Origin of the sequence: Rothia nasimurium, assembly GCF_035916755.1 — a bacterium.
GTDB lineage: Bacteria > Actinomycetota > Actinomycetes > Actinomycetales > Micrococcaceae > Rothia.
Map to the genome: position 1 here is coordinate 105,027 of NZ_JAYWIX010000006.1, position 18,688 is coordinate 123,714.

At 55.8% G+C, this 18,688-nt stretch carries 16 protein-coding genes and 1 pseudogene; 6 read left to right on the forward strand and 11 right to left on the reverse strand.

Annotated elements, in window-relative coordinates; all coding sequences use genetic code 11:
• Positions 1-87: 87 nt before the first annotated feature.
• From VSX42_RS07830 to VSX42_RS07850, 5 genes are all read right to left on the reverse strand, one after another.
• A complete protein-coding gene (locus tag VSX42_RS07830; RefSeq protein WP_326503758.1) occupies positions 88-1,542 on the reverse strand; it encodes an MATE family efflux transporter in 1,455 nt (484 codons plus the stop codon).
• 94 nt (positions 1,543-1,636) lie between these two features.
• Complete coding sequence (locus VSX42_RS07835; RefSeq protein WP_326503759.1) at positions 1,637-2,476, reverse strand: shikimate 5-dehydrogenase; 840 nt, start codon at positions 2,474-2,476, stop codon at positions 1,637-1,639.
• A gap of 103 nt (positions 2,477-2,579) precedes the next feature.
• A complete protein-coding gene (locus tag VSX42_RS07840; RefSeq protein ID WP_326503760.1) occupies positions 2,580-3,092 on the reverse strand; it encodes a GNAT family N-acetyltransferase in 513 nt (170 codons plus the stop codon).
• A 90-nt stretch (positions 3,093-3,182) separates the two neighbouring features.
• On the reverse strand, positions 3,183-3,704 hold the full coding sequence (locus VSX42_RS07845) for a GNAT family N-acetyltransferase (RefSeq protein WP_326503761.1): 522 nt from the start codon (positions 3,702-3,704) through the stop codon (positions 3,183-3,185).
• Positions 3,705-3,706: 2 nt separating this feature from the next.
• Positions 3,707-4,114 (reverse strand): RNA-binding S4 domain-containing protein, encoded by a 408-nt coding sequence (locus VSX42_RS07850; protein WP_326503762.1) that lies wholly within the window; start codon positions 4,112-4,114, stop codon positions 3,707-3,709.
• A 147-nt stretch (positions 4,115-4,261) separates the two neighbouring features.
• Between VSX42_RS07850 and VSX42_RS07855 the strand changes: the two genes are divergently transcribed.
• From VSX42_RS07855 to VSX42_RS07865, 3 genes and pseudogenes are all read left to right on the forward strand, one after another.
• Positions 4,262-5,221: a sucrase ferredoxin gene (locus VSX42_RS07855; protein WP_326503763.1), complete on the forward strand. Its 960-nt coding sequence runs from the start codon at positions 4,262-4,264 to the stop codon at positions 5,219-5,221.
• A gap of 407 nt (positions 5,222-5,628) precedes the next feature.
• Positions 5,629-6,814, forward strand: a pseudogene (locus VSX42_RS07860) (IS110 family transposase).
• A 96-nt stretch (positions 6,815-6,910) separates the two neighbouring features.
• Entirely contained in the window at positions 6,911-9,343 is a 2,433-nt protein-coding gene (locus VSX42_RS07865; protein WP_326503764.1) for a DUF4143 domain-containing protein, read from the forward strand.
• Between the two features lie 109 nt (positions 9,344-9,452).
• On the opposite strand, the gene VSX42_RS07870 is transcribed toward VSX42_RS07865, so the two are convergent.
• The 6 genes from VSX42_RS07870 to VSX42_RS07890 all read right to left on the reverse strand — a co-directional run bounded on the left by VSX42_RS07870 (position 9,453) and on the right by VSX42_RS07890 (position 16,340).
• Positions 9,453-10,208, reverse strand: coding sequence for a hypothetical protein (locus VSX42_RS07870; RefSeq protein WP_326503765.1), 756 nt, complete (start codon positions 10,206-10,208; stop codon positions 9,453-9,455).
• A gap of 689 nt (positions 10,209-10,897) precedes the next feature.
• Positions 10,898-11,365, reverse strand: a complete 468-nt coding sequence (locus VSX42_RS10950) for a helix-turn-helix domain-containing protein (protein ID WP_418950783.1) — start codon at positions 11,363-11,365, stop codon at positions 10,898-10,900.
• A 121-nt stretch (positions 11,366-11,486) separates the two neighbouring features.
• Positions 11,487-11,861 (reverse strand): SdpI family protein, encoded by a 375-nt coding sequence (locus VSX42_RS07875; RefSeq protein ID WP_326503766.1) that lies wholly within the window; start codon positions 11,859-11,861, stop codon positions 11,487-11,489.
• A gap of 639 nt (positions 11,862-12,500) precedes the next feature.
• Entirely contained in the window at positions 12,501-13,490 is a 990-nt protein-coding gene (locus tag VSX42_RS07880; protein WP_326503767.1) for an alpha/beta hydrolase, read from the reverse strand.
• Positions 13,491-14,041: 551 nt separating this feature from the next.
• Positions 14,042-14,818: a sulfite exporter TauE/SafE family protein gene (locus tag VSX42_RS07885; protein WP_326503768.1), complete on the reverse strand. Its 777-nt coding sequence runs from the start codon at positions 14,816-14,818 to the stop codon at positions 14,042-14,044.
• Between the two features lie 82 nt (positions 14,819-14,900).
• Entirely contained in the window at positions 14,901-16,340 is a 1,440-nt protein-coding gene (locus tag VSX42_RS07890; RefSeq protein WP_326503769.1) for a tryptophan-rich sensory protein, read from the reverse strand.
• Between the two features lie 38 nt (positions 16,341-16,378).
• On the opposite strand from VSX42_RS07890, the gene VSX42_RS07895 reads away from it, so the two are divergent.
• The 3 genes from VSX42_RS07895 (at position 16,379) to VSX42_RS07905 (ending at position 18,688) form a co-directional block, all read left to right on the forward strand.
• On the forward strand, positions 16,379-17,026 hold the full coding sequence (locus VSX42_RS07895; protein ID WP_326503770.1) for a type II CAAX prenyl endopeptidase Rce1 family protein: 648 nt from the start codon (positions 16,379-16,381) through the stop codon (positions 17,024-17,026).
• A gap of 314 nt (positions 17,027-17,340) precedes the next feature.
• Positions 17,341-17,652: a MarR family winged helix-turn-helix transcriptional regulator gene (locus VSX42_RS07900; protein WP_326503874.1), complete on the forward strand. Its 312-nt coding sequence runs from the start codon at positions 17,341-17,343 to the stop codon at positions 17,650-17,652.
• A 109-nt stretch (positions 17,653-17,761) separates the two neighbouring features.
• The gene (locus VSX42_RS07905; protein WP_326503771.1) at positions 17,762-18,688 is read left to right on the forward strand and encodes a DUF1295 domain-containing protein; all 927 of its coding nucleotides are present in this window, start codon (positions 17,762-17,764) and stop codon (positions 18,686-18,688) included.

Genomic DNA, 18,688 nt, shown 5'->3' on the forward strand with positions numbered 1-18,688 from the left:
ACCCCTTAGGGGCATTTTTACCACCCAACTCAGTAATTATCAATACTCTGATATAAAATTTTATTTACTGTTGAAAATCAAGCCTCCCTAAGCCACCCACGCCCCGCTGCGGGCTCGCAGACCCAGGGTGAGGGCGCGGGCGCCCATGTACCACAGGGCATAAGAGCACCACAGCAGCAGGTAGGCCAGGGTGGGGCCATCGACCAGCCCACCCCAGCCCCAGGAGGTGCCCCCGGCAAGCGGAGCGGGAGCGTCCGCACCGGCACCGAACCAGACATACAGCCCGGCCAGCACCGGCAGGTAAGCCACCAGGGTGAAAAGCCCGGCCAGGCCCATGTAGCGCACGTCCTGGGCGCCGATCAGCACCCCGTCCAGAATAAAGACGTAGGCGGCCAGGGGCTGGCCCACAGCCAGCACCAGCAGCGACAGAGCAAAGAGGCGCTGCACTTCGGGATCAGGGGTAAAGACCCAGGCCAGACCAAACCCGACCGCCGGGCAGACCAGGGCTGTGACCAGGCCAAAGGCCAGGCTCCACCGCACCAGGCGGTTTTTGAGCTGAACCACCGCGCCCTGCCCCTGCCGGGTTGAAAGATCCTGCGCTCCCATCTCCTTACCCAGCAGGGCCTGGGCAGCAATGGCCAGGGTATCCAGGGCGAAGGCCAGCAGGTTAAAGAAGGCCATAGTCAGCTGATAGGCGGCCAGATTTTTCTCCCCCTGGCTGGTCACCACAAAGACCGTAGCCAGCAGGGCAATCCGCAGGCAGGCCGCCCGTACCATCAGCCAGACCCCCACCCTAAAGACAGCCTTAAGACCGGCGAAGTCGGGCAGCCAGCCGGGCGTCCGCGCCGATACGCCGGAAGAGCTGGTAGCCGAGCCGGGCGTCCGTGTCCGCGCAACCACCGCGTAGGTCAGCACCAGGGCCATGCCCCACTGCACCACCGCCGTCGCCACCGCCGAGCCAGCCACACCCCAGCCTGCCGGGTAGACCAGGGCCCAGCTCAGCGGCACGTTGAGGGCAGCGCCAGCGGTAGCAACGTAGAGGGGGGTTTTGGCGTCCTGAAAACCGCGCAGGGCACCGGTCGCAGCCAGCACCAGGAGCATGCCGGGCAGGCCCGCTAAGGAAGGCAGCAGGTAGGCGGTGGCGTGAGCAAGGACGTCCCCACCAGCCCCCAGCGCCCGCAGCAGGGGGCCTGCGGTCAGCGCCAGCAGCACCGCGAAGAAAAGGCCCAGACCAGCAGCCACCCACAGGCCGTTGCGGGCAGCAGCAAAAGCGCTGGGGGTATCGCCTGCCCCCACTGCCCGGGCTACCGCCGGGGTGGTGGAGTAGGCCAGAAAAACCATGAAGCCTACCAGGGTCTGCACCACGGTTGAACCCAGCGTCAGGCCAGCTAATGGGGCGCTGCCCAGGTGGCCCACGATGGCAGAATCGGCCAGCACCAGCAGGGGCTCAGCGATAAGGGCACCAAAAGCGGGCACCGCCAGGGCAAGAATCTGACGGTTGAGCGAAGGCTGCCGGGGCGAAGAAGACGGTGTAGAGGGCATAGAACCACCCTACCGGCGTCCGCATGGGTAAGCGAAACCTTCATCTGCGTGTGCAAAGAACGCGCAGATGAAGGTTTCGGTTACTTTCAAGAACCTAGCTAGCTTGAGCTTCTGCCTCGGCCACATCGGCGTCGCTGACCTCAACCCCGGTGTAGAGCTTGAACTGTTCAGCAGCCTGCAGGGCGATGACCTCACCACCGGTAATGACCTCCTTACCAGCGGCCCGGCCAGCGCGAATCAGCGGGGTTTCAACGGGCATGGCCACCACGTCAAAGACCACCTGGGCGGCCTCAATCGCGGTGGCGGGGTAGGCCAGGGTGTCTACCTCGGGGCCACCCTCCATACCGATGGGGGTGACGTTCACAATCACAGGGGCGGTCAGCTCGCCCACCTCAGCGGCCCAGGTGTAGCCGTAGCGGTCAGCCAGGGCACGGCCGGTCTCTTCATTGCGGGCGATAATGGTGCCGGTGCGGAAGCCCGCGTCATAGAAGGCCCCGGCCACAGCCGCCGCCATGCCGCCCGAACCGCGCAGCAGGAAGGGCAGAGCGGGGTCAACCCGGTGGGAGGCCAGCAGGGAGGCCACCGCAATCACGTCGGTGTTGTAGGCCTTGAGGTAACCATCAGTGTTCACGATGGTGTTAACCGCACCAATCACTTCAGCGGAGTGGTCTATCTCGTTGACCAGGGGAATTACCGCCTGCTTGAAGGGCATGGACACCGAGCAGCCCCGAATGCCCAGGGCCCGCACACCGCCAATAGCGGCCTCAATGTCGGTGGTGGTCATGGCCTTATAGAGAAAGTCCAGGCCAAACTTTTCATAGAGATAGTTGTGGAACTTAATACCGTGGTTTGAGGGGCGACCCGAGAGGGAGATGCAGACAGTGGTGTCGCGGTTCAGGGGCGGACGGCCAGGCGCAGCGGGTGAGCTAGTCATAGGGTGTTTTCCTTGGTGAGGGTTCGAGCCGGGCTCCTCACAGCGGGGTCAACCCGGCCTGACTCTTTCACCCTACCACCGGCGTCCGCGCAGGGCATGCCAGCTAGGGCCGGGTCATAATGTAGGTTTTACGGCCCGCAAACTCGTCAGCGCGCGCAATGACAAAACCCTCTTTTTCGTAGAAACGAATCGCGCGGGCGTTGGTGGAGAGCACCTCAAGTTCAGCCGGGCCGGAGTCAAGCACCTCGCCCAGCAGGGCCTGGGCAACTCCCGTGCCGAAGGCCTCGGGTAGCAGGTAGAGCATTTCAAGTTTCTGTACCTCGTAGGGCATCTGTGAGGCGAAAGCTAAGCCCAGTAGCTTGCCCGCAGCGTCCTTTTCTACCGCGACCAGGGCACGGCGGTGCTGGCCCAGTTGCTGCTGAATGTCCTCGCCGGTACCGCCGGTGGAATCTAGCCACTCTGCGAATCCGGTAGCGCGGGCGTCTAGCTGCTCTTCTTGTTTGGCAAACATTTGGGGGGTAAATGTGCCCGCGTAGGCGTGACGCCAGGACGTCATACGCAACTCTTCCCACGCCCTAGCCTCTGCGGGCACAGGCGGGCGAACCTCAAAATTCATTATTCTCCTCGAGCCCTGCAGCTGCGAGCGAGTGGGGGAAGGCAGGGCGTAGAGATATGATATCGCACTGCCTCGCGCTATCTTCAGGTTTTAAATAGACAGGTGGTAGATGTAGTCGTGGGCAACCTCCGTCGCGGTGAGCTGGAAGGTGCGTTCCCCTACCTTGGTGAATCCCATCTTTTCGTAGAAGGCCTGGGCACGGTGATTGAGCTGGTGGGTGCCCAGGTGCAGGCCGTCTTTGCCGTCGGCGCGGGCAGTTTCGATGACGGCGCTCATGAGTTCCCTAGCCAGACCGGTGCCGCGGGTTTCGGCGGAGAGGTAGAACTTGCTCAGATAGGCGGCCTTGCCGGGGATTTCGGCGGGCTGGGGTGCCTCGTGGTCAATGCCGAAGTAGGCGATGATGTCGCCTGCCTCATTGACGGCCAGGGTGAAGCTGTAGGCGCCAGTTTCGATGTAGCGGGTGAAGGACGCCTCATCTAGGTTGTCTCTCACAAAGGCCGCTACGATCTCGCGCGGAACCACGGACGGTGCGGCGTCGGGGAAGTGGGCGCTGGCAAAAGCTGAGAGGGCGGGCACATCGGCAAGGACGGCCGGGCGCAAGGTGTGGGGCATGGCTATTCTTTCTCGTAGCCGCGGAGCTTGTTGAGGGCGCGGCGTTCATTTTTGGTGGGTCGGCCTGCGCCCCGGTCGCGGCGGGGCAGGGCGCCGCTGGTGAGGTAGGCGGGTTTAGGGGCTGAGATGTCGTCGTAGCAGGTGACAGCCACGGGTGCGCCGACGCGCTTGGAGATGGTTTTGCGCACGATGAGCACGCGTTCCCAGCCGGGGTAGCGCACAGTGACCGTGTCGCCGGGTTTGATTTTCTGGGAGGGCTTGGCGTGCTCGCTGTTGATGCGCACGTGCCCGGCTTTGACCTCGGTGGACGCTAGTGAACGGGTTTTGAACACGCGCACCGACCAGAGCCAGGCGTCGATGCGCACAGGCAGCTGCGGCTCTACGGGGGCTGAGTCTGCGGGTGAAGTCATGTATCTAGGCTACCTAATGAGCAAGCAAAGCCCTGACCCACGTGAGCGTGCATCATATCGCTGAGCGTGCAGCAGTCGCGCGCACTCTCGGCGATATGACGCACTTTCGCTGCTCCTTGGGGCTCGCACTGCCGTACACTGATGCCTATGACTGCCCCTACCGCACCCGTTATTCCTGCCGATTCCTGCTCCCTGCCGGTTGATGAGAATCTACCGGGCACCGCCGCCCGTGAGTCACGCTGGGTACTGCTAGAACACCCCGGCGGCTGGGGTCGAGATATTCTCGACGGCACCACCTTTGGCCCTGAGCTTTCGACCGCCCTCAAAGAGAAGATGGCACAAGCCGGCGCCCGCCTGCTGTTGATTCGGCAGCCCGGCCGTGAAGGCCAGAAAGTCAAGGACGCCGGCGCCCGCCGCCGCGCCTTCGTAGCGGTTACCGGGGGTAGGGATTTTTCACCCGCCCAGCTCTACTCTTTTGAGGTAACAGGCGCGGAGGATTTACTCTCCCTCCCCCTCGAAACCCCCGAAAACATACCCGGTGCGGTTGTTTCACGTGAAACGCTGACCTTAATCTGCACCCATTCCAAGCGCGACCGCTGCTGTGCGGTACGTGGCCGCCCCATCGCGTCCTTTGTTGCCGAGCAGCTAGCAGACGGCAGTGTCTGGGAGTGCTCCCACACCGGTGGGCACCGCTTCGCCCCGGTTGCCATCAGCCTACCCACCGGCTATACCTACGGGCGGCTGAATTTCGAGCAGGCCCTCACCCTTGCCCAGGGTGCCCAGCAGGGCCGGGTAGAACTTACCGGACTGCGCGGGCGCTCCGCCCACTCCCCTATCGAGCAGGTAGCAGAGGTGGCCGCCCGTACCCTCCTTGCGGACGCCGGTGAGCGCCCCGGCCCCAACGACCTGAACCCCGGTGAAATGACCGCCACCGAACCAGACCTGCACGCCGCCCATATCGCCCATCGCGACGGCTGTTTCTGGGTAGTCACCGCCCGCCGCACCGAGCTAGCGCCGCGAGCGGCGTCCTGCGGTAAGGACGCCGGCCCCGCCTTCAGCTGGGAGGTCGTCAGCCTGCACCCAGCACGGCTGTACGAAGACGGTTAAGTTTCTCTTGGTAAGCACCGCCCATGTCGTGGGCTTCGCCGGCGTGATGTTGAGGGGCCGCGGGTGCGGTCCCGTTCGGTTGGATTCGTCATACTTTCGCTCTAGACCCGCTCCCTGGCGCCTTCCAGCGAGCGCACAGTTACCCCGTTACCTTTTAAGAGCGCACACAAAGACACCCCAAACCAGGTGAAACTAGAAGCGTAAGTAACCAGCCCGCCCCGCACACGGCTTCAATACCCCCAGCCAAACAAATAATGGTCAGGGGGGTGTCGCCACCGAGGCGGGAACCGGCTCACAAACCATCGCTAATAGAAGCACGATCCAAAGCCAAAGGAAGACGGGCTGCGAGATTCGTGAACCACCGGTTACTTCACACCATAACCCGCAAAACACAAAGGTGCGAAGCAATGACCGAAATTTACCTCGGACTAGACGTCGGCAAAACCACCCACCACGCTACAGCCCTGACCACCACAGGAAAGAAAATCTGGGACAAACCCCTGCCCCAATCAGAACCCAAAATCCGAGAACTCCTTGAAAAACTATCAGCCCAAGGAACTGTTCTGTTGGTAGTGGACCAGCCTAAAACAATTGGCGCTCTACCGGTAGCTATCGCACAAAATATGGGAATCAAAGTCGCCTATCTGCCAGGACTAACCATGCGCAGAGTAGCCGATTTACACCCCGGCGAAGCCAAAACTGACGCCAGGGACGCCTTCATCATCGCTGAAACAGCCCGCACCATGCCACATACCCTGCATGGAATAACAGTTGCTGATGAAACCACCGCTGAATTATCGATGCTCTGCGGTTTTGACGATGACCTAGCAGCTAACGCCACCGCTGTTTCAAATCGCTTACGCGGTTTTCTCACCCAGATTCATCCGCATCTTGAAAGGGTGCTTGGACCCAGACTTTCACACCCAGCAATCCTTGAATTGCTGAAGAAGTACCCGGCCCCAGCAGACCTTCACTCGGTAGGGCGTACCAAGGTGCGTAACCTACTGAAAAAGAAAGCACCGCGCCTTGCACCAAAACTCACCGATGAGATTTTCCAAGCTCTTGATGAGCAAACAGTCATCGTTGCTGGAACAGCAAGTGCTTCTCAGGTCATTTCTGCCCTAGCTGCCCAGCTTGAGTTGATTCTGGCACAGCGTAGTGAAGCAGAGCAGCAGATACTGGATTTGGTGGAAGCTCATCCTTTATCAGCAGTTATTCGTTCGATGCCTGGGGTGGGTGTGCGCACCAGTGCCAGGATTCTAACTGAGGTGGTGGGTAAGGATTTTAAGGATGCTTCTCATCTGGCTTCTTATGCTGGGATTGCGCCAGTGGATAGAAAATCGGGTACCTCAATTAAGGGTTCCCACGCCTCACGGCGTGGGAACAAAGCACTCAAGCGAGTGCTTTTCTTATCTGTTTTTGCTTCGTTGAAGGCTGATCAGGCTTCGCGTGCTTATTACGATCGCAAGTGTGCGGAGGGTAAGCGGCATAATCAGGTGCGTGATGGCGTTGGCTCGTCGACGGGTGAATGTTTTGTTTGCGATGTTGAGGGATGGGTGTTTTTATGAGTCTCGTGTGTCGGTGGGGGTTTGACGAAAACTATAGAAGCACCCCCTTCCAGCAGCAATAAACTAAAAGATTGTACGGTGACTGTACAATCTTTTGCACACTCACTGTACAATCTTATACATGAGGTTTTATCCACGTTTTATCGAGCCCAGAGTCATCGAGCTACTTGCAACCACTTCCGTAGTGATCATTGAGGGTGCGAGAGCAGTTGGAAAAACGAGCTTGGTCAGCAAGCTTCACGCAGATGGAGTAATTTCTGCTGTCTACTCTATGGCTGATGATGAAACACGAAAAATAGTCGAATCCGACCCAGTTGGCTGGCTTAGAGCTCGCACATGGCCTTGTGCTATCGACGAAGCCCAGCTTGTGCCAACACTTCCTTTAGCCATCAAACAGGTTATGGATGAGACTGGAGACAAGATTAGCCTTATCCTTACAGGATCAGCAAGCATCGGCCAGACAGGGCTAGGAGGAACCGATCCCCTCGCCAGGCGTTCAATGCGGATTTCCTTAGAGCCACTATCTGAAGCTGAGATTTCTGCCGGTCAACATGAGAAGACTCTCCCCTGGTCCGCTATCGACTATTTATATGAAGCAACGCCTCTTGAGGGAGATAATCACTTCAAGAGTGAAAGCAGCCAGGAAATCCTCGTTCGAGGCGGAATGCCTAAATACAGGGTGGCAATCAAGAATACTGATTCCAGGGTTTTCAATAGACAACTTGAACAAGACACAAAAAGCGTGCTTACTCAGCAGGTACTTCCTGGTCAAAGCTTTGACCAGGTAAGGGCTTCTGAAATTCTGAGCTACGTTCTAAGACATCCAGCCTCACAGCTGAGTGTTTCCAAGATTAGCCAAGAACTGGAGATGCATCGCAGCACAGTCGATAATTATCTCGATGCGCTAGAGAGACGCTTCCTTCTTTACGAGGTTCCCAATTTCCATCGCCCTACAAGAAAGTCAGCGCGTAGTTCTGCTAAGTTTTTTCCAGCCGATATAGCGCTCTCTTCGCATGCTTTGATGGTGAAGGGAGACAAAAATCTTGCTGACTCCGAGACTAGAGGCAGACTCGTCGAAGCGCATATAGTGCAGCAGGTTCGCGCTCATGCAGGGTGGGCAGCGCTAGAAGTTGAACTGTTCCATTGGCGACAGCAGGTAAAGGGTAGAACTGCCGAAGTCGATATTATCTTGCAAGATTCAAAAGGCAGATTGATTGCCTTAGAAGTAAAGTCTTCTTCAGCCTTCAAGACCGACTATCTTAAAGGAATCAAAGATTTTAGAGAAATGTACCCAGACGATTTCCACCGCGGGTTCATCGTACTAGACATTCCGCGAACAATACGTATCTCAGAAGATACCTGGGCTATTCCTATAAACAGTTTATATAGCCAGGACAACTGGCTCTCGCATTATTTAGTGCAAGAGGATGAGGCACCGACCCCTATGGCAGATGACAAGGAGCCAGTTATGAAAGATGCTCAGATATTTATGAGTTATGTGCATGCCGATGCTGACTCTGCAGTAAGTGGTGGCATGCGCGAGTTTATGCATGATATTGAGGACGCTCTCGAAGGACTATATGGGCGAGAGGTAGAGGTATTCCTCGATACGGACAAGGCGCAATGGGGCGAAAACCTTTGGGATCGTCTTGATGCAGAGCTTCGCAGAAGCACGTTTTTTATACCCTTTATTACGCCTCGTTATCTTAAAAGCGAGTCATGCCGTAGAGAGTTCACCACGTTCTTAGAAGCAGCAGAGCGCGCTGGTGTAGAGAAGCAATTGCTGCTCCCGCTTATTTGGGTTTACCCTCCTCTCTTGAGAAAGGAGGGCGTGAATGATGTGGTGACTTCCCGCATTAAAAACATGCTCTATAAAGATGTTTCTCATGTGCGGAGTTTGAACCGCGGTTCTGGCGAATATCGCCAGACTGTAGAGGATCTGGCTGGTAGCATCAACGAAAGGATTGAAGAGCGTGAACAGCTTGGAGAATCTCGTGAGCCTTCGCTCTCTAACGCCGAAAGTAATGATGGTAGAGGGGCTATTGAATACTTAGCTGAGATTCAGGAAAGCTTTCCGGCTGTTCAGAAGCGTGTAGAAGATTTCATGGAATCCTTTGGCGAGCTCAGTCAGCAGCTAGAGGAATCTAGCTCAAAGCTAGATCAGAGGTCCATGATCAACCCGATTCAGGCTCAACGATTTCTTCTACAAATGGCTCGTTCCCTGTCGCCAGCAGCAAACGATACCGAGTCTAAAGCAGCAATTGCTGCTCAGAAGTGGGCCGAGTTCTTCCATCTCTTGAATCGTGGGGTGGGAATGCTCAGCGAAGCTTCAGGCGAGAAAGCACCTGACGATCTTATAGAGTCGATAGTGAATCTCCGCAATACTCTGGTTAATCTCGAAGGTATGGATGATGTTGAGAGGGTTGCTCATCAGATGCCCCTGCTGTTCTCAGGGTTGAAGCCTATATCGCGAGCTTTCCTGGAGAGTGTAAAGACTATCCGATCAATGGTTACCGCAATGACTAATTGGCTCGAGGCAGTCGGCGCAGAGTAGAAAATTTAATCCTATGAGTTTGTTTGTAATACTGTCAGAATTACGAGCAGACCTTTAAGAGTGAGTAGGTAGGTGAGGGTCGGTTCACCCCTCACCTACCTCGTTTTTTCTAATGGTTCTGTGCTTGTGTAATTTTTTCTTCGAGTAGGTAGGCACGGGCTAGTTGATCTGTGTAGCCACCTACTTCGGCAGTTTTGATTGCCATCTGGACGGACTCTAAGGCAGTTGCGTAGTTGCCCTCTAGGTAGTCTGATTCTGCTACGCCGAGTGTCATTTCGATGAAGATTTGGGGGGCGATGTTTTCTAGCCCGCTTTGTGAGATTTCCAGGAAGGCTAGGAGGGCTTGTTGAGTGAGACCTAAGGCGTTAAGTGATTTGCCTAGCAGAATATTGATGGAGTGACGCTCTTCTCGAGCAGAGTCTGTTTTGAGTTCTGCCGGGTAGCTGAGGTCATCGAGGAGAAGATATTGCTTACAGTGGCTAATAGTTTTGAGGCGCAAATCCACATGGAGATTTACTTCTGTTATTTGCGCAGCATAGCAGCGGGCGAGGTCGCGGTGAATGGGTGTGAGAAAGTTACCTGATGAACCGGTGAGTTCTTGAAGGTTTGCCTGATAGATGTGGAGTGCATGCGTGAGATGCTCCGCTGCTTCTTTCCAGTTCCATAGTTCCATGGCACACCAACCCATCTTTGTGTAGAGCTGGGCGGTTTCCAGGGTGTGGGCCCGGTTCTTTTCGAGTTCTGCGGCTTCTTCCTTGTAGGCGTTCAACATTATGTGTTCTTGGGTGGCATAGTGAAGGCATTCTTGAAAGGTCATACCGGGGTAGTTAGGTACGGTGTTTGGGGTGTTACTGTGGTTGGTCACGGTGGCTTCCTCGCTCTGGACTGGTGTGCGGTTGTTTCTATTGAAGAGCAGATTCAATTTTCCGCATAGATAGTGTATTGATACGCTCCCGTACCACTATTACCAATGTCAAGAATATTTGGAAAGATCTTTTACCCAATGAACTTCGTCGGCACAGGGGTCTCCGGACGCGGCCCTATAATCCAGGTTTGAAGCTGAGTGTTATTTATCCATGATGGCCTAGTCCAGTGCCTGACCTTCACAGGCGGAATAGACTCAGTAGCTATCATTCTTAGGAATCAACCAATTCTTAACCAATGCAGCCACCGAGTGATGAGGAGATTCCCTTGGCGAAAAGAAAGTTAGAACCTGGTTTTCAGGCCTTTGGGCATGTCGAGGCTTATTCATAAGAGGTGCCCAGCAGCCAAAAACACCACCCCCCTCACCACCAAAAACACACGCCCATCAACACCCAACAGCCCACAGAAAACCGAATGCAAAACACGCCAGGTCTTAAACTGCGCGATGACACGCTCCACCACCACCCGCAACTTATTGATAACACGATTGCTGTCTTTAACAACCTTAGGCATTTTCAGCCCAAGCTTACGCTTGGTCGGTGCCAGTAACCCCAAACCGACGTAGCCCCTTATCCGCCAGAGTGGTCCCCCTAGATACTTCTCAAGACCATGTTCCTTAAGGCAAAAGCATCATACCTGGCACCAGGTAGTTGATCCGTGATGACAAGGAGTTCCCCCATCAACGGTGCAGATAACTTGATGATTGAAACCTGCACGTTTGTGTTTACCGGAGAAGTTTATTTTCCCTAGCGACCACCAGTTCCAGACCGGTATCAGTGTGCCATCGATGACCAGTGAACCTGGTACATCGAGTGCTTTTTCAAGAGGCTGGATTAGCGGCCTGAGAATCTTCACTAGTGCCTGTTCTATCAGGTTGATAGTCCTTGAAATTGTCGGTTGAGAAACGTCGTGGAATCCTGCCAGGAGTTCTTCGGTCAGATTGTGCCGGTGGTAGAGCAGGGTGATTTTCAGAGCCTGGGCCAGAGTGAGTTTGCGTGGTTTTTGGTCGGGTTTGATCCAGGTGAGGTGGTTGTTGAGGGCTGTCAGTAGCGTAATGAATTGCTGGTGGCTAAGGCCTGTTATAGGCTTGTGAGGCAACGGTCTGACCGGTTTGGCTTTGAGAATATTTGTGATGATTTATCCTCAATTTTTTGCCGCTGGTGGGGCCGTTGTCTAGTTGGTGGTTGTTACCTCTTATGAATAAGCCTCAAAAATAGTTTTACGCATTTGCAGCTCCTTCTTTATTATAATCTTTGGATAATTGATGTGCTTTATATCCGCCTACAAGAACAATTGCTAGTACGATAGTATAACCAGCGATTATTACAGGCCCAAAATATCCATTATCGAAACCAGATACTTTTAGTACTGAGATGATAGTCGCGAAAACAGCTGATATTAGTATCACAGCTACCGTGTAGGGAAGAAAATACTTATGTGCAACGTCCCAAGATTTTTTACTCTTCAACGTTTCACGGGTTCTGATGCCAATTGCCTTGTTTGGGGTGAGCCACCCTTTGGAAATTCCATTGTTAACGATAGCGAAAGTAACAATTAAGACTAGGTACCCAGCAAGAGGGGGGAGTATTTCCATTTTTATATCTCCTCATGTTCCTATCATAAATTAATGATAATATGTAAACCTCTTAAATATAATTAAATTTAAAGACCTCCTAGTTTTTCTATAATGCTACCTTTTAGGTAGTTTTCTTCGATTAATGAAAAGTTTCACACGACTCACTCATTTATCAGTCAAAAATTTCTCTAATAGCTAGCTATACTCTAGATATTTGGCTCACCTGATATTGTGCATGTGATGCCCTATCTAATATATGGATTCATGACTCTCAACATTGAGATTTTTAACTGCTAGAGATAAGAGATAAGCATGTGAATGCTTCCATCTTGTATGTTCAAGTTATACATGTATCTTTCCACACATTCATAGGACATGAAAGGGGTTTGAGGAAAAATCTTAAATATTTCTTGAGCGATTGCATAGGAGACTTACAGCAAGCTACAGGCTCAGGGAAGTCAACAAACTATTTACCTGCCGCCCAACTACGCTGGATATAGCAGCTGGGTTCTAGCATCCACACAGACTAGGCCGCCACCATCACCCAGCTCGAAACAGACCCCGCATCGAATCAGTCACCCCGTCCAGCCTCGTCAAAGAGGTCTCGCCCCCCGATTCGGCGGAGCTTAACCTCCAGGTGAGGCTAGGCTGGGCTACCTAGAGGCGGTCGATAAACTCGCCGATGGCCCGGTAGGTGGCAGTGCGGGCAAGTTCAGGTGAGAGGACGAGGTCGTGGGTTCCGCCGTCGATAACCCGGCTGGTGACATCCTTACCCAGCCCCAACCCCCAGCGGCGGATGCCCTGTACGTTGAGCACGGCGTCAAAGTCGTGGCGGTCGGTGGGGTTTTTGAGAGTGCCAGAGCGGGCCGAGGTCAGCAGCAGCACGGGGGCCTGAATATCGAGACCGCGCTGGAGTTGCCGGTGGGCGCGGCGCACTGCCGCCAGCCAGCCCGCGTAGATGGGCGGGAAGTTGAGGGTCTTCCAGTCGGTGTTGAACTGCCAGGTGCCCGCGTGCTCGGCGTGCAGGGAGCGGGCGTAGGCGTCCGCCTGCTCCTTCTGCACGATGGCGCGGGGCTTGAGGCGCGCGAGCGCCGCCACCGCCCCGGTCATGAGGGCGCGCTCAAGCGGGTTGTTGAAGTGGTCTAGCCAGGGGGAGTTGAGGACGACGGCAGCCAGCTCGGGTGGGTTGGTGCGGCTCGCCCAGAGGGAGGCGATGAGTCCTCCGGTGGAGTGGGCCATGAGAATAATCTGCTGGTGCCCGTCGCGGCAGGTGATGAGCTTCCAGGCGGCGGCGAGGTCTTCGAAGTAGTCGTCGAGGTTTTCGGTGTAGAAGGTGGTCTGCCCCGGCAGCAGGGAGCGCCCGTATTTGCGCAGGTCAAGGGCGTAGAAGTCGTGGCCGCGGGCTGCCCACCAGTCGCCGAGATCCTTCTGGAAGAAGTAGTCCACAAAGCCGTGCAGGTAGAGCACGGCGGGCTGGGCTGCCCCGTCCTGCCCCTGCGCGGACGCCGGCAGCTGGGGAGCTGCGTCCGCCCCGTCGATATCTGCGGGTCGGTGGACGAGGGTGGCAACGATGGGGCCTTCTGCGTCGCGGCCCAGGTTGACGGTTTCGGCGGTGTAGGGGGCGCCGAGAATGTCTGGCTGTGTCATAAAACCCACTATACTCTCGCGCGCATTTTCGTTTTATATGGAAACTATCAACGGCACCCCGGTAACAGAAGAGCAGATTCAAGCCTGGGCTGACGAGGCTGAAGCAGGCTACGCAGTAGAAAAAAAAATTTAAGAAACGTGGCCGCCCAAGCCTCGGGAGCGCTCCTGCATCGGTCATTCCCGTCCGCATGGAGGAGGAGCTCCTTGCAGCCGCCCAAACCTACGTCTTCTCAGAGGCCCTAGACGAAGAGAACCCCTGGGGGGAGTTGCGCCTGAGGGTTCGACACCAAGGGCAGGCTGCTTGAATTCGTTGTTCTTATCTTTGATAGTGGGAATGAACTTGTCATTCATTCCATGAAGGCCCGAAAGCAATACTGGAAGCTTTTGTAAAAAATCTTTTAACCTAGAACCTTTTCTACTCAAAACATAAGGGCGTAGAGCCATCCACCGCTAACATTCTTATAGAAGTGATAGCCGCAACACCCTGCAGGTATCTCATGCAAAAGCTCCCTTGCTCATCTTCTTAGATTTATAGGGACACCACCCATGACCTACATCGCCAGTTGCGCGAGGGTGCTAACTGCCATATAGGCCGCAACGAGATAGAGAAAGAGGGCGAAAGCTATCTGTAGGGCACGCTGAGGTAGCCGCTTCCCACCCCAGGCACCTACCAGGGTGCCGACTATAGTTGTGACCAGCAGGGGGGCTAGCGCCGCCCAGTCTAAGGACGGCAGGGCCCCGGCCCCCAGGGCTAAGGCAACAAGGCTGTTGATGAGGATAACCAGTAGAGAGGTTCTCACGGCGGTTGCCATACTAAGCCCCAGAATCAGGGTCAGGGCGGGGACAATGGCGAAGCCGCCACCTACCCCGAAGAAGCCGGTCAAAAAGCCAACGCCTGTAGCTACCCCCACCAGCGCTACCCCTTGACGGAGGGCAGCTGGGCGGGAGGTGGCGCCCGCCCTACTAGCCCGCACGGAGCCCCTGCGGGCCTTGCGCACCATCAGACTGGCTACCACCAGCAGCAGGACAGAGAAAGCCAGCAGGAGTATCTGCCCGTCGAGGCCGTGAGCCAGCACCCGGCCACCGTAGGCACCGGCTAAGCCGAGGGCACCGAAGAGGGTGCCGCGCCGCCAGTCCAGAGAACGGGCCTGAGTGAGCACGCCGGTGACAGCGCCGAGGCCCACCACTACCAGGGAGGCCAGAGTTGCCTGGGCCGGGGCGAACCCGAACCCGTAGACCAGCAGGGGAATAGCAAGAATAGCCCCACCGCCGCCAAGGGCACCCATAAGCAGGCCTATGGCCAGGCCGCCAACTAAAGCTAGGATCACCGCGCCCCTCTTTCTTCTGGTACTCCACCAGTAATACCGTCAGCGGCGGGGCTGGGGCAAGTGCGGGTAAGGGGCGCTGACTCTAGTTTTTACGGGCAATGGACGCTGAGAGGGCCGTGGCGAACCCACACCAGGCTGCGTAGGGGGCTAGTAGGAGGCCGCGTTCAGGTGAACGTTGGTAGGTTCGCCGAACTAGGTCAGCACTACTGGCAGCCAAGGCTGCGGCTCCAGCTGCTGCGACCCAGGGTTTCTTGGCTCTAAAGAAAAGGCCACACCAGGAGGCATTGAGCACGAGGTTTGTGCCTAAAGCCCCCATGTAGGTGCGGGCCGCATCCTTACCCTCTTCTTCGAGAATATCGGCTAACGTGAGGGATCCGGTGGCGGCAATATCTGCGTAAAGTGCAGTCCAGGCCAGGGGAAACACTTGCGGTGCAGGCTGCCAGGAGGGCTTTTTAAGCCGCTTGTACCAGCGCTGATCCGGGTCGGTGAGAAATGAGCCAGTTACAGCGGTGATGGCAACGGCGGCTGTAACCCCTCCGGCGACTTTGAACCAGAGGCGAGCATCGCGAGGAGTCAAGCTGCGCCTGACAGCCTCGTCGAAGCCGGTAAGCCCACCGTCAGGTAGTCCCACCAGGTCTTCTAGGTCACGTTCGGAGACCTTGGTATCGTGAGCAAGGCTACCCACCAGAGGGGTAACCAGGTGCCGGTCAAGCGGGGTGATGCAGGCGACTCCCCAGGCGGCAAAGCCTAGGCTGTAAGCCGGGACTGTCAGGATGGGGTGGTGAGGCAGGCCGGCAACTTGAGCATAGCGCTGCATCATCTGGGCATATTCGAGGGTTTCGGGTCCGCCAATATCAAATGAGCGGTTGACGTCAGCTGGCAGATCAGCGGCCTTGACGAGAAAATGCACGGCGTCACCCTGCCAGATGGGGGTGACACGATGGCGGATCCACCGGGGCCCCAGGGCAGCAGGGAGGCGTTCTGAAAGGTGGCGCAGCATCTTGAACGAGGCTGACTCGGCCCCTATCACGATTCCTGCTTGCAGAGCCGCGGTGGGCACCTGGCTATCAAGCAAAATTTGCCCTGTTTCGGCTCGTGATTCTAGGTGTTCAGAGAGGTCATTGATGCGTTTTTCGGCTGGTCGCAGGCCACCGAGGTAAACGATTCTTTGCACACCTGCTTCTGTGGCGGCTCGGGCTAGTCGCCGCGTTGCGTCTTTTTCTGCTTGTTTGAAGTCATCTCCGCTCATGGCATGCATGAGATACCAGACGGTTTCGACGCCTTCGAGGGCTTGGGTGAGGTCGACGGAGTTGCTTGCGTCACCCTCGATGATATCCACGGTAGTACCAAAACGCTGGGAGGCCTTGGCATGACTGCGGGATAGCACCCGCACTTGCCACCCTTCTTCAACTAGGCGTTCTGTGACAAGGCCGCCTATAAAACCTGTAGCTCCGATGACAAGACCACGGCGTCTTTCTGTGCTCCCCACGGGTATCCTCGTTTCGTTAGGGGTGTAGCTCACTGCTGATTCAAGACTACAGGTGTGAAAGACTTAGAACCATGCACCCTTATCTTTTTCCGGCCAAAGTTCAGAACCCACGGCCCTTTTTAGCTGCTTTTGCCCCAACCTTGGTAGTGGCGGGGCTTTTAGCTGTCTCTCAGCTTGCACCGCCAGCGGGGATAGTTTTTTACCTGTGCGCGGCTCTCTCTGCTCTTTTGCTCTGGGGTAACTGGTGGATTCATGGGGGCAGGGGTGGGTTTAGTTCTTCTACCCCGGTGAAGGACGCGGCACTAGGCTTGGGTGCGGGTCTTGGGCTTGCAGGGGTTTTTGCTGCTGGGGCTTTTGTGGTGCAGCGCATGCCCTTTCTTGCTGGTCAGGTTGATGAGCTTCTGGCGAGCACAGCGGGGTCAGCTCTGCTTCCTACGCTATTGATCGCTGCTCTTAATGGCATTGGTGAAGAGGCGCATTACCGGTACACCGTGGTGCGGCATCTGCCTTATAAGCCTGCAACTGTTTACGGGGTGGCCTTGGGGCTTTATGCTTTTTCAACTGTAGCTATGGGGACTTTGCTTCTGCCCTTTGCAGCGCTAGCCTTAGGTGCTCTTGCCCATTGGCTCAGCCTGAGAACCGGCAATCTTGTTGCTGCTAGCATCTGCCATATCACCTGGAGTTTTTCAATGATTTTGACTCTTCCCCGCCTTCTGTGATCGGGTGCTTGACCTCTCTTGATGTTTTTGCCCTTCACGGATCAGTAAGGTAACTATTAATACTTGGCCGCATGTTGGAGATATGTCACTGACAGTGCAGAAGGGGGTAGTTGGTGCGAAAGAATAAAGGTGAGGCTTTCGACCTCCCAGATGCTAAGGATTCTAGCTACTGGTATAGCTCAATGGACAATCGACATGTTGGAGTTCTTAATCTCTTGCGTAAGTATCGCGAGGCGGAGCGTTCCATGCGTGCTCGTACCCGCGATGAGATGCGTATGAATGAGACTGAGCTGGTGGCGCTCAGGTTTTTGCTCATGAGAACCCAACAGAACCATGAGGTTCTGCAACGCGATCTTGCTCGTGAGCTGGGTATTACCGGGGCGTCTGCGAGTGCTCTGTGCCAGCGGTTGGAGCGCGATGGGTATATTAGCCGTTTCCCACATGCGCATGATAAGCGGGCTACAGTACTGGTGCCCACGGAAAGGACCCACAATGAAGTGCGTGGAGCCCTCACCGGCATGCACCGATTGATGCTGGAGGGGGTGCAGTCGTTCACAGACGATGAGCTAAAGACCGTTGAGAGGTTTTTGCGTTCAATGATTAGGTCTGTAAGCCAGGATCAGTAGGCCCCCGATGAGCCCTCTAGGGCTATCACCTAGAATCTTTTGAGTCTCTGGGTCTTTCTTTCCAGTATTTACTTAGTTAAAATAACTAAATAAATAAGCGAAGGACATCATGACCACTTACCCAGCCTCCGGCTCCTCTTCACCCACCAAAACCCAGCACAAAGCCGCCCAGCTGCGTCCGCGCCTCTTGTTAGCCCTTGGGGTAGTCGCAGCTCTTGCCCTTGCCCTAGCTGCAGGTGGCAGCTACCGAGGCCAAGAACTTAGCGGGTTTAAAATCTTTGCGCTGGCTGTAGGCGCTACGTTTGTGGTGCAGTGGTTGGCCTTCATTCCGGCCTATCTCAAGCAGACCGAGCGTTTCTATGACCTGCTCGGTGGTGTTGGGTTTGTTGCAGGCACCCTCTTTGTGCTGGCTGCCGCAGACGAGAAGGACGCCCGCACCTGGGTGTTGGGGGCAATGGTCGTAATCTGGTCCCTCCGCCTGGCATCTTTTCTGTTCTGGCGCGTTCATAAGTTTGGCGGCGATGACCGATTCGACGACATTAAACCGCTCAAGCTGCGCTTCTTTCTAACCTGGACCTTACAGGGCCTCTGGGTAGCGGCAACCGCCTCGGCAGCCTGGATCGCCATGGCGTCGACCCACCGTGAGAGCATGGGTTTAGTGAGCTGGATAGGCGTAGTCGTCTGGCTCGTGGGAATGACTTTTGAGGTAGTAGCAGACCTACAAAAGACCGCCTTTAAGTCCAACCCTGCCAACCAGGGGAAGTTCATTTCAAGCGGCCTCTGGTCGGTGTCTCGGCACCCCAACTACTTCGGTGAAATTACTCTGTGGCTGGGCGTTTTCCTGGTGGCTGCCCCCGTTCTGGTGGGCTGGCAGTGGGTGGCGCTACTCTCCCCAGCTATCGTCATCTTGCTACTGACCCGGGTCAGCGGTATTCCCATGCTGGAGAAAAAAGCTGAGAAGAAGTGGGGGCACGACCCCAGCTACCGTGCCTACGTAGAGAACACGCCGGTGCTGATTCCCACGCTGGGCAAGTAA